The sequence below is a fragment of the Pseudoduganella sp. RAF53_2 genome (assembly GCF_052113985.1).
Lineage (GTDB): Bacteria > Pseudomonadota > Gammaproteobacteria > Burkholderiales > Burkholderiaceae_D > Rugamonas.
This window is the reverse complement of the sequence record NZ_JBFRDW010000129.1, coordinates 1-10,972: the sequence shown is the minus strand read 5'-3', so window position 1 is coordinate 10,972 and position 10,972 is coordinate 1. Positions and strand designations below refer to the sequence as shown.

At 61.2% G+C, this 10,972-nt stretch carries 12 protein-coding genes; 5 read left to right on the top strand and 7 right to left on the bottom strand.

Going from position 1 to position 10,972, the window contains the following annotated elements; translation table 11 throughout:
• A partial coding sequence (locus tag AB4Z11_RS10180) for a response regulator (RefSeq protein WP_442025023.1) occupies window positions 1–414 on the bottom strand: 414 nt, incomplete at its 3' end.
• 142 nt (window positions 415–556) lie between these two features.
• Between AB4Z11_RS10180 and AB4Z11_RS10175 the strand changes: the two genes are divergently transcribed.
• Window positions 557–1,042, top strand: coding sequence for a DoxX family protein (locus AB4Z11_RS10175; RefSeq protein WP_442025021.1), 486 nt, complete (start codon window positions 557–559; stop codon window positions 1,040–1,042).
• On the opposite strand, the gene AB4Z11_RS10170 is transcribed toward AB4Z11_RS10175, so the two are convergent.
• The gene (locus AB4Z11_RS10170; RefSeq protein ID WP_442025019.1) at window positions 1,013–1,702 is read right to left on the bottom strand and encodes a haloacid dehalogenase type II; all 690 of its coding nucleotides are present in this window, start codon (window positions 1,700–1,702) and stop codon (window positions 1,013–1,015) included. The genes AB4Z11_RS10175 and AB4Z11_RS10170 overlap by 30 nt on opposite strands.
• A gap of 116 nt (window positions 1,703–1,818) precedes the next feature.
• On the opposite strand from AB4Z11_RS10170, the gene AB4Z11_RS10165 reads away from it, so the two are divergent.
• Window positions 1,819–2,790: a zinc-binding alcohol dehydrogenase family protein gene (locus AB4Z11_RS10165; RefSeq protein ID WP_442025018.1), complete on the top strand. Its 972-nt coding sequence runs from the start codon at window positions 1,819–1,821 to the stop codon at window positions 2,788–2,790.
• Window positions 2,791–2,792: 2 nt separating this feature from the next.
• Here the strand turns inward: AB4Z11_RS10165 and AB4Z11_RS10160 are convergent, their stop codons facing one another.
• Window positions 2,793–3,380: a CGNR zinc finger domain-containing protein gene (locus tag AB4Z11_RS10160; RefSeq protein WP_442025017.1), complete on the bottom strand. Its 588-nt coding sequence runs from the start codon at window positions 3,378–3,380 to the stop codon at window positions 2,793–2,795.
• 176 nt (window positions 3,381–3,556) lie between these two features.
• On the opposite strand from AB4Z11_RS10160, the gene AB4Z11_RS10155 reads away from it, so the two are divergent.
• On the top strand, window positions 3,557–3,937 hold the full coding sequence (locus AB4Z11_RS10155; protein WP_442025016.1) for a hypothetical protein: 381 nt from the start codon (window positions 3,557–3,559) through the stop codon (window positions 3,935–3,937).
• On the opposite strand, the gene AB4Z11_RS10150 is transcribed toward AB4Z11_RS10155, so the two are convergent.
• Together AB4Z11_RS10150 and AB4Z11_RS10145 are read right to left on the bottom strand one after the other, a co-directional pair.
• On the bottom strand, window positions 3,938–5,686 hold the full coding sequence (locus tag AB4Z11_RS10150) for a sensor domain-containing phosphodiesterase (RefSeq protein WP_442025015.1): 1,749 nt from the start codon (window positions 5,684–5,686) through the stop codon (window positions 3,938–3,940). It abuts the gene before it with no gap.
• Entirely contained in the window at window positions 5,686–7,332 is a 1,647-nt protein-coding gene (locus AB4Z11_RS10145; protein WP_442025013.1) for a methyl-accepting chemotaxis protein, read from the bottom strand. The genes AB4Z11_RS10150 and AB4Z11_RS10145 overlap by 1 nt, the downstream gene beginning before the upstream one ends.
• Window positions 7,333–7,669: 337 nt before the next feature.
• Between AB4Z11_RS10145 and AB4Z11_RS10140 the strand changes: the two genes are divergently transcribed.
• On the top strand, window positions 7,670–8,101 hold the full coding sequence (locus tag AB4Z11_RS10140) for a YcxB family protein (protein ID WP_442025012.1): 432 nt from the start codon (window positions 7,670–7,672) through the stop codon (window positions 8,099–8,101).
• Here the strand turns inward: AB4Z11_RS10140 and AB4Z11_RS10135 are convergent.
• Window positions 8,073–9,470: a sensor histidine kinase gene (locus tag AB4Z11_RS10135; protein ID WP_442025010.1), complete on the bottom strand. Its 1,398-nt coding sequence runs from the start codon at window positions 9,468–9,470 to the stop codon at window positions 8,073–8,075. The genes AB4Z11_RS10140 and AB4Z11_RS10135 overlap by 29 nt on opposite strands.
• On the bottom strand, window positions 9,463–10,143 hold the full coding sequence (locus AB4Z11_RS10130) for a response regulator transcription factor (RefSeq protein WP_442025008.1): 681 nt from the start codon (window positions 10,141–10,143) through the stop codon (window positions 9,463–9,465). Before AB4Z11_RS10130 ends, AB4Z11_RS10135 begins: the two co-directional genes overlap by 8 nt.
• 220 nt (window positions 10,144–10,363) lie before the next feature.
• On the opposite strand from AB4Z11_RS10130, the gene AB4Z11_RS10125 reads away from it, so the two are divergent.
• On the top strand, window positions 10,364–10,972 hold a 609-nt coding region (locus AB4Z11_RS10125; protein WP_442025006.1), incomplete at its 3' end, for an efflux RND transporter periplasmic adaptor subunit.

The window sequence follows — 10,972 nt, the reverse complement described above, 5'->3', positions numbered from 1 at the left end:
CCGCCGCAATACGTTCATTTCCAGGTCCGCCACCCGTATCACTTCCGCCGTGCGCACAGGGCCGCGCCGCAGCAGGGTTTTTATGCGCGCCACCAGTTCGACAAAGGCGAAGGGCTTGACGAGGTAGTCGTCGGCGCCGAGTTCCAGCCCTTTCACGCGATCCGATACCTCGTCGCGCGCCGTCAGCATCAGTACAGGAACTTCGCTTTGCTCGCGCAGCTTGCGCAGCACCGTCCAGCCATCGGCTTTCGGCAGCATCACGTCGAGCAGGATCAGCTCATAGCTGCTTTCCAATGCCATGTGCAGGCCTTCCTCGCCGGTGATTGCCAAGTCGGTAATGAATCCGGACTCCAGCAAGCCCTTGCGCAGGTAGGCGCCGAGCTTTGGTTCATCTTCCACGATCAAAATATGCATAGATACCTCTGTTCCCAGCTTCTCATTGTGCCGGGGCTGATCAGGTCCGTGGATTACATTCCTGTCATCTTGCGGCCATGCTGCGGTCAGGGTAGGGAAGGCATGCTTGGCAGCTCTGATTTTTAGTTGAGAAGGATGACACATGTTGAAACTACTGTCCGAACTGCCATTCACCACCAATTCGACGGCGCGTGACTGGGCGCCCATACCTCTGCGCCTGATTATAGGCCTGGGCTTTTTCCAGCATGGCTATGCGAAGCTGGCGCGGGGATCGGAACATTTCATCGGCATCATGCAGGCGCTGGGTGTGCCGGCGCCGGAACTCATGGCCTGGGCCACGATTCTGGTTGAATTGCTGGGTGGGCTGGCCATTCTCGTGGGGGCCTTCGTTATTTTGGCGAGCATTCCGATGATCATTGTGCTCCTCACTGCGATCTTCACCGTACATCTGCCAAATGGATTCAGCTCGATCAAGCTGCTGGCAGTGACGTCAACGGGGGCGCGCTTCGGCCAGCCTGGATATGAAACGGATCTGCTGTATCTTGCGGGGCTCACCGTGCTGGTGCTGGCCGGCGCGGGGCGCTATTCGCTGGATGGCTTAATCCACCTGTCCCTTCAGCGGAAATAGGGCGAGCAACCCATCGAGGCGGGACAGCTGCCGGTCCGGTTGCTGTCCCATCTCTTCGAAGACATTCCCGCCACGATTGATCCAGCAAGCCGGAAAGCCGTAAGCGCGGGCGCCGGTCACGTCCCAGCCATTCGACGACACAAAGAGAATGGAACTCTTCGGCAGTTCGAAAGCCTGTTCGGCAAGGACGTAGGCACGGCTCGACGGCTTGTAGATCCCGGCTTCTTCCACGCTGAGTAGAAAGTCGAATGCATCCTGAAGGCCGGCGTTCCGAACCACGGAGCCAATCGAATTCGGCGTACCGTTAGACAGGATGGCGAGCCGCAAGCCGCGGCGCCGCAACTCGCGTAATGTCTCCGGCACCTCGCGGAAGGCGGGCAGTGCAAGGTAGGCTTCTTCCAGCACCTCAGCCGCGCCGGCATCGAGATTCAGTCCCAGATGGCGGCAAGTGAATTGCAAGGCATCGTGGGTGACGCGCTCGAACGGTTCGTATCGATTCATCAGGCTGCGCAGCCAGGTGTATTCGAGCTGCTTCTGCCGCCACAGCATGCTGACCTCGGCGCCCCGGCCAGGAAACTGGTCCTCGCATTGTTTGGCCACCGAGTACACATCGAACAGCGTGCCGTAGAGATCGAATGCAATCGCTTTGATTTGCTCCATTTCAGCCTCCTGTGGTTTCTCGATATGGTAACCCTCTAAAATTTGTTTGACAAGTTACAATATGTGGAATAACCTTTGAAATACTTTTTGATGGGTTACTTTTGAGGGGGGTAAATATGCGTGCGATCGTATTGGAGAAGTTTGGTGGTCTGGACAGCCTGGTTTATATGGACATTCCGGAGCCTGAGCCGTTGCAAGGGCATGTTGTCATCGAAATCAAGGCGTTCGGTATCAATCACGCCGAGATGCATATGCGGCGGGGCGAATGGGCTGAAGCGGCAAAGGTCAGCGGTATCGAATGTGTGGGCCTGGTGAAGTCCTGTCCGGGTGGCGAATTTCCGGTGGGCGCCAAGGTGGCTGCGCTGATGGGCGGCATGGGCCGTACCATTAACGGCAGCTACGCCGAATACACGCGTGTGCCGGTTGAAAACGTGGCACTGATCGACGCCGACCTGCCGTGGGCCGAACTGGCGGCAATCCCCGAGACTTACGCGACAGCGTGGACCTGCCTGTTCCGCAATCTGGAGGTTGAAGCGGGGCAGACTTTGGTGGTGCGCGGTGCGACGTCCTCGTTTGGCCAGGCGGCTGTAAAGTTGGCCGTGGAAGCCAGCGTAAAGGTCATTGCGACCACACGCAATCGCGACCGCTTCGCGCTGCTGGAGGCGCTGGGTGCAGCGCGCGTCGAGCTCGAAGGCCCGGATCTGTCCAGGCGCATCCCAGAGGCGAAGCAAATCGACGCGGTGCTGGACCTGGTCGGCAACAGCGTGATGCTCGATTCACTGGCGATGCTGCGCCGTGGCGGCCGCTCATGCCTGGCTGGTTGGCTGGGCGGCCTGGCGCCCATCGATGGCTTTAACCCGTTGCTGCAAATGCCGAGCGGAGTGTATTTGACCTTCTTCGGCAGCTTCGTGTTCGGTACGCCGGATTTTCCCGTTTCGGACGTGCCGCTTCAGCGCATCGCGGAAGCTGCTGCGCGGGGACGCCTCGACGTCAAACCGGCACGTGTCTTCCGGTTCGATGAAATCCGCGAAGCGCACCGGGTCATGGAAGCCAATCAGGCAGCAGGGAAGATGGTGGTCGTAGTGTGACGTCAGCCCTTGGCCGCGCGGGCACGATGCGCGGCCTGTTTGGCGCGGTTGCCGCAAACGGCCATGCTGCACCAGCGCCGTGCGCGGCGATTCGTTTTGTCCATGAAGAGCAGGGTGCATCCCGCACCTTCACAGTGCTTGACGAAGCTGAAATCGGCGCTGCATACCGTTTCGGCCAGGGTGCGTGCGATAGGCAGCAGGAGCGATTCCGCTGAACGCCAGCGGCGATGCGATTCCAGCGCGAGCGCGCCATCGACCAGGGCGACTTGCTGGAACTGTTCGTCGCGCGCGAGGATCTGGTTGAGTGGCGTCAGTTCGCCGAACGCCTTCCTGCTCAAGGCCTGGCCAATATGGCGATTGATGAAATCCCGGAACCATTCACGCAGTGCGCGGGCTTGCCCGGCGACGGCGTCGAGTTCCCCCGGCAGGGCTTGAGCGCGCACGGTATTCAGCGCTTCGGCGGACATCAGCCCGGACTGTTCAAGCCAGCGCAGCAGGCCTTCGCCATCGGCGATCCAATCCACTGCGACGTCGACTGGCGTGGCGATCGAATTGAGGAAGTCGACCCCGAGGTCATCCGCGACGAACATAGCTGGGACGTGCTGGTATTGCATGTAAAGCCTTTTTTTGTAACCTGATCCACCTCATTATACAAGTTAGCTTGCTGTTGAGGCTCGTCAACTGCCCCAAAAGGGGGATGGCGAACGGGCGTCAATCCGCCATACTCAATCGCACAGCAGTCGTACTTGATGATGGAGGTTGGCACATGGACCTGGACAGCCAAATTGACGACCTGATTGAGGTCAGCCGGATCAGGATTTACCGCAGTAGCCCGCAACAGGCGGTGATCGTGTCCGATCTGAAAGCGGCCGACCGGCTGCTGTCCGGCTGGTCGAAGGCGGCGATCAGGAAAGCCGAATGCCACGTTCACGTCAAGTTCGAGGATGGCTTCGAGCTGGAAGGTAACTATCTTTTCGGTGGCAGGCGCCGCCAGCCGTCTCTGAGCCAATACCTGCGTGACGGCATGCGGCAAATCGCTACCCGCCACGGCCTGCATGCGGAGCTGGCGGGGCTGGGCGCCTTGCGGATTCCGGACTACGTGGCGAATCGAAAGCGCTTTGATTTGTACTCTTTCGATCCGCTGTAATCAGGCCGTGGCGTATTCCCTCACGTGCTCGATGAAGTCTTGCGCCGTCAGCGGCTTGGCGAAGTGGTAGCCTTGCGCCACGTGGCAACCCCAGCTCCGGATCATCGCCAGCGACTGTTCAGTTTCCACGCCTTCCGCCACCACTTCATAATCCAGCTCGCGCGCCAGCGCGATCAGTGAGCGCACGATGCGCTGGTCGCGCTCATTCGTGTGCACATGCCGGATCAGGGACTGATCCACTTTGATCACCGTGGCCGGCACCTTTTGCAGGTAGGCGAAGTTGCTGTAGCCGGTGCCGAAATCGTCCAGCGCCAGGCTCATGCCGAGATCGCGGATGCCTTGCAGTGTTTTCAGGACGGAGGCACTCTCCATCCACACGCCTTCTGTGCACTCGACTTCGACATAGCGCGGGGCCAGTCCGAATTCAGTGCAGGCGTTGGCCAGGCGTTCGACAATGTCCGGCTCCTCGAAATTGTGCGGCGAAAGGTTGAGCGCAATCTTAATGCGGTGACCCTGCTGGTGCCACTGCGCCGCCTGGCGGATCGCAGTGCGGATGACCCAATCGGTAAGCGGTTCGATCAACGCCGTCTTTTCGATCAGCGGAATGAATTCCGCCGGGGAGATGAACCCCAGTTCGGGATGCTGCCAGCGCAGCAGCGCTTCCGCTGACTGGCTGGCGCCGCTGCTGACATCGTGTTTGGGCTGGTACACCAGCTGGAAGGCATTATTGGCCAGGCTGTCTTCCACACTGTTCAACAGTTGGAAGGCGCGCTGCTGGTCGGCGTCCGCCTTGGTATCGTAGTCCGACCAGCGCTGGCGGGCGATCAGCGCCTGATTGACGGCCGCCGATGCCTTGCGCGGCGCGTCGGTGGACGAATCCGGACAGAGTTTGAAGGGCACAATGCCGCCGAAGCTGGCCAGATTGAGCGGCACGTTCAAGTCCAGCAGCGGTTCCTGCAGCGCCGCTTCCAGGCTGTGCACGAAATCGATAAAGCCGGCGGTGTCGCTATCCCTGGACAGTACGGCAAAGCGCGCATCGGTAATGTGATACACGTTGGCACGCTGGCGGAACAGCTGCGACAGTTTGCGTGCAACGCCGCGAATCAGGTCGTCATATACGGTCACGCCAAGCACGCTGGCGATTTCGAAAGCTTTGGCGGCATCCGGCATATCGATGTACAGCAGGACGCGCTCTTCGCCTCGCGCCGCCATGCCTTGCTCCTTCAGATCCTCTTCGAGCTGGAACTTATTGGACATGCCGCTCACCGCATCCACATGGCCCACCGCGCGGCGCAGTTCGATGTGCGAGGTGACCAGTGCCGCCAGTTCGCTCAGGCGCGCACGCTGTGCTTCATCCAGCTTGCGCGGTGCACGGTYGATCAGGCACAGCGCGCCGATTGCAAAGCCGTCGCGCGTGAGCATGGGGGCGCCGGCGTAGAAGCGGATCTTGTCCGGTCCTGTGACCATGGGATTGTCGCGGAAGCGGGCGTCCTTTTGCGTATCCTCGATCACCAGCACATCAGCGGCCTGGATCGTGTGCGTGCAAAAGGATTGCTCGCGCGAGTCGGTCGGCGTGAAGAAGCCCGATTTGGCCTTCAGCCATTGACGGTCACGGTCGATCAGCGAGATGAAGGCGCTGGACATGTCGAAGACGTCCATCGCCAGCCGCGCAATGCCATCGAAATACTCGCTGGTCTGGGTGTCCAGAATGCCAAGGTTTTCCAATGCTGCGATGCGCTGGGCCTCCATCAGGCAGCCTCCGCCAGCGGTACCGCGAGCAGGCCAGGCGCGGGCCTGGCGGAACGGCGCATAGAAGGTTGCCGCTCGGTCTTGAACACGCCGACGGCATGATTCAGATGGCCGGCCTGTTCGTGCAGCTTGTTCGCCGTGCCTTGCGCATGTTCGACCATGCGCGCGTTCTGCTRCGTCACCTGGTCCATCTGCGAGATGGCGCGGTTGACTTCTTCAATGCCCTGACGCTGTTCGTTGCTGGCGATGGTGATGTCGTTCACCATATGGGTAACCTGCTGCACGCTGGCGACGATGTCGCGCATCGTGCTGCCGGCTTGCTCGGCCAGCTGCGAGCCGCTGTGGATCTTGTCCACGGATTCTTCGATCAGCGTTTTCACTTCGCGGGCAGCCGTGGAACTGCGCTGGGCCAGATTGCGAACCTCGCTGGCCACTACCGCAAAGCCGCGGCCCTGTTCACCGGCGCGCGCTGCTTCCACTGCGGCGTTCAGCGCCAGGATATTGGTCTGGAAGGCGATACCGTCGATGACGCCGATGATTTCCACGATCTTGCGCGAGGACTCGTCAATGGCCGTCATGGTCTGCACCACTTCGCCCACAATCTCGCCGCCTTTGCCCGCGATGTCGGAAGCATTGATCGCCAGCGTATTGGCTTCGCGCGCGTTCTCGGCGTTCTGCTTGACGGTGGCCGTCAGTTCTTCCATTGCGGCGGCGGTTTCTTCCAGCGAGCTGGCCTGGTCTTCTGTGCGGCCGGAGAGGTCGGAGGTGTGCTCGGCGATATCGCTGCTGATCGTTTGCACGGCCACCGAGGCTTCCGATACTTCCGCCACGGTAGCGCGCAGATTGCGGTTCATGGACATCAATACGGCCATGATGCTGTCCTTGTCGCCCGCGCGCAGGGCCGCTTCGTGATACAGCTCGCCGCGGTCAATGGCGCTGGCCAGTGCAATCACTTCATTTGGTTCGGCGCCCAGTGCGCGGCGCAGATGGCGGGTGACGTAGATAGCGACAGCTGCGCCGACTGCCACGGCAACCACCAGCAGCGACAGCAGCAAGGTCTGGAAGTTGCGCGCGACGTGACGTGCCTCGGTGGACTCCTGCTCGGTGAACTGCTCCTGCAGGTCGATGAATCTATTGATGGCGGCCAGCCAGTCGATGAAGGCGGGCTTGGCGTCGGTCAGCATTAGCTGTCGCGCGCCATCAATATCGCCGCCTTTGCGAGCCGCGATGATTTTCGTGATCAGCGGCTGAGTGCGCGCTTCAACCGCTTTGATGGCGGCGAGATCGGCCTTTTCCTCGGCCTTCAGGTCGGCTTTGGGATCGGCAAACATGGCATCGAGCCTGGCGGCGGATTCCTGATAATCCTTGTCCAGCTTTTCGATCAGGGCGACTTCGGTAGCCAGCCGGTTGTCCGACTCCAGCGTGACGTCGCGCAAGGCAATGGCGCGGTCATGCACGCTGCCACGAAAGTTGATGGCGTATCGCTGCTTGACGTTGTTGACCTCACTGACGTGATTCAGGCTCATCTCAATCGAGTTGACCTTGGCGATGCTCAGAATACTCAGCACCAGCATCATGCCCAGAATCGCCGCAAAGCCGATACCCAGGCGGGCCGCCACGCTCATTTCCCTGCTATTTGTTCGCATGTTTAAGTTCCCAAGTCCGATGATGCAAAATTGCAATTAATCTTGCTTCTTAGGTAAATGGCGTTTCTTTTTATTATTTACAATTGATTTAAACAATGTGAGTGATAGGCAATAACTACTAACTGAACAACGGAGGTAATGTGCGGCTCATAGCTGGGTTTTCGATGTTGTTCTGGCTGTCAGGCAACCGTTTTCCCGCCTGCCAACGCACGTAGTATCGGGCAGTCTGCCTGAGGTCTCGACGCTAGCAAGACGCTGCTGCGTCTCTTCGCTCGATTCAGGAGGGCGTGATTAAGCGTGAGTTTTTTCTGTGCCCTGCCGTGTTACCTTCGCGTGCATGGAAAACGCGGCGTCGGCAATCAATATCCGGATCAAGTACCGTCTGGGCGAATATCTAAGCCTGATCCATTCGCATGCTTTGGCGGAGGTGGCGCGGCGGAAGGCTAAGCAAGGAAAGGCGATCGGGCGTATCGATTCGCTGCTTGCTCGCGGTGCCGTGTGGCTCTTTGGACCGCCCATTTTTGCGTTCAAGGTGCTGAAGGTGGGCGAGTGCAGTTTCGCGATTGACGAATCAGGGCTGGTGCGTCAATCGAAGACGGGTGAAATGGTGCTGCCCTGGTCAAGCGTAGTGGCGTTGCATGAGTACCCCGTAGGCTACATCATCATGAAGGCCAACGGTGGTTTGCCGATCCCATTTAGAGTGTTGACGACCGAGCAGCGGGAGCTCCTGGCGACCTACATCAAGCAGCAAGCGGGAATGACACTGTAAAGACGGCGCCGCCATTGACGCCGTTGCTGGCGTCGATGCGGCCGCCGTAGGCGTGGGCGATGGCTTGTGACAGCGACAGGCCGAGGCCGACGCCGGGCGTGCCGGAGGTGCGGGCGCTGGCCCCGCGGTAGAAGCGTTCGAACAGGCCGGGCAAATCTTCTGCGGTCACGCCCGCGCCCTGATCGGCCACCGACAGCATGGCGTTCTGCTGGTCGGCGAAAATGCGCACGGTCACCTCGCCGGCGCTGGGCGAGAATTTCAGGGCGTTGTCGAGCAGGTTGGTCAGCACCAGGGCGGCGGGGCCGTGCGCGACTTTGGCGACGACTTCGCTCGCCGCATCGACCGCAATACGAATCTGGTGCTCGCGCGCGATGGGCTCCATGCGGGTCACGGTTTCCGCCACCAGGGCGTTGAGGGAGACGGGTTCGATCGGGCTATGCTCCTGGCCCGCATCCAGACGCGCCAGCATCAGCAGCTCTTCCACCAGCATCGTCAGGCGTTCGACTTCTTCCAGGCTTGAGCGCAGCGCGTCGACGTAATCCTGGCTTTCGCGTGGACGGCGCAAGGTGATTTCAATCTCGGCACGCAGGCGAGACAGCGGCGAGCGCAGTTCGTGCGATGCATCGGCGGTGAAGCGGCGCTGCAGGTCGAAGGTGCGCTCCAGGCGCTCCAGCATGGCGTTCAGCGTGTCTACAAGGTGGCCGATCTCGTCGTCGGTGCCGGGATGGGGCAGGCGCTCGCTGAGGTTTGCGTCGCCGATGCGGTGGGCCTGATCAACGATATTGTCGATGGCGCGGAACGCCTTGCGCGTAAAGATCGCGCCGGCATAGCCCACGGCGATCAGCAGCGCGGTCGCAAGGCTGGCGAACAGCAGGGTTGAAGACTGCAGGATCTGGTTGACGTCATCCAGCGAGCCCGCAACCTGGATAACCAGCGCCTGGCCATTGACCACGATAGGCAAGGCCACCATGCGCAGCGGTTCTTCGCTGGTGTGCGGAAGTGTTTCGAACACCGTCTCGCCGGCGCCAAGCCGGTCGAGCAGCGGTTTCGGCGCAGGCAGCACTGCGGCGCCAAGGTTGGCGCTGCGGGCCAGCACCTTGCCCCTGGCGTCGATGATCTGCACCAGACGGTCCAGGCGGACCAGCGACGGTGGTGCGGTGCCGGCAGCCGCCTCATGGACACGGATCGGCTGGCCGTGCGCATCCGTCAGCGCGCCTGCTTCGATCTCGGCCAGTGCAAGCAAGGCCGCATCCAGCTGGCCTTCCACGGAGCGCGACAAAACCCACCAGCCTGCGAAAGCCGCGCAAGCCACAATGGCTACGACCGTCAGCAGGTGCACCAGCACCAGCCGTTGACGCAGGCTAATCATCGGCAGCCTCCGATGCGGACAGGCAGAAGCCGCGCCCGCGCACGGTCTGTATCAGGGCAGGGCAGCCGGGCGGATCGATCTTGCGGCGCAGGTTCTTCATGTGCACATCAATCAGATTGTCGATCGCAATCAGGTCCGCATGCCATACATGCTCGGCCAGCTCCAGGCGGCTGACGACCTGGCCCGGACGCCGCACCAGCAATTCCAGGATCGCGTATTCCTTCTGGGTGAGCGTCAACTCGGCGCCGGCGCGCGACACGGCGTGGCTTTGTGGATCGACCATCAGATCGGCAATCTGAATTTGCGGGGGATGGCGCTCGGCCCGGCGCAGCAAGGCGCGGATGCGCGCCAGCAGCTCGTCAAACACGAAAGGCTTGGTCAGGTAATCATCCGCGCCTTCATTCAGGCCTTCGATGCGGTCGCCGACGGCGTCGCGCGCCGTGAGCATCAGGATCGGCAGCTTGCTGCCGCGCGAGCGCCATTCCTGGCAAAGGGCGATGCCATCCCTGTCCGGCAGCATCCAGTCCAGGATGACCAGATCCGGTGCGCTCGCGGCCAGTGCGTCGGCTTGCGCCGCGTTGTGCGCGATCTGTACCTGGAAGCCTTCTTCTTCCAGGCCGCGCGCCAGCACCCGTGCCGCTTTTTCGTTGTCTTCGACCAGCAGGATTCTCATGGTGGCCGAGTATAGCACCGGCTTTTCGCAGCTTTCCTGAAGAAGAATTCAGGGAAGAAAACGCCTGTTTTCAGTAACATAACAATGAGACAGCTACTTCAAGACGGCCCACAGACGGCCCGCCCCATTGCGCCTGCGTAGCGCACTCACCCCATGACAAGACTCGCGCGCGACCGTGCCGATTGCGCTCGCGCGCGCGTGCCAGCAGCGGAGAAAAACGATGAAGAATAATCATGTCAAATATATTACGGCGGCCATTATCGGCGTTGGCGCGATAACGCTGGGCAGCCGCGGCATGCAGGTGCTGCATGCGAAAGAGTCTGCAAGCGAGCCTGTGCCGCCGCTGGTGCACAAAGGCGAGCAACTGCTCGTACCTGAGAAATCCCCGCTGCGCAAGGCGCTGGACGTGGTGCCAGTGGCCGGCGCGGACGTCTCGACCTCCTTCCTGTTGCCGGCCGTCGTGGAAGCTGATCCAGCGCGCCTGGTCAAGGTGCTGCCGCCGCTATCCGGCCGCATCGTCAGCCTGAACAAGCACCTGGGCGACGAAGTGAAAGTGGGCGATGTGCTGTTCACCATCGACTCGGCCGATCTTGCGCAGGCGAGCGCCGACGCAGGCAAGGCGCAGGCCGCGCTGTCGCTGGCCAGGCGCAATCTGGACCGCCAGTCGGAACTGGACCGCTCGGACATCGCCGCCAAGCGCGATCTGGATCAGGCGCGCAGCGATTACGAAGCCGCCAGCAGCGAAGCGGCCCGCGCGCAGGCGCGCCTGTCGCAGCTTGGCGCGGGCAAAGGCGCAGGCAGCGGCCACGCGCTCGCCGTGCGCTCGCCC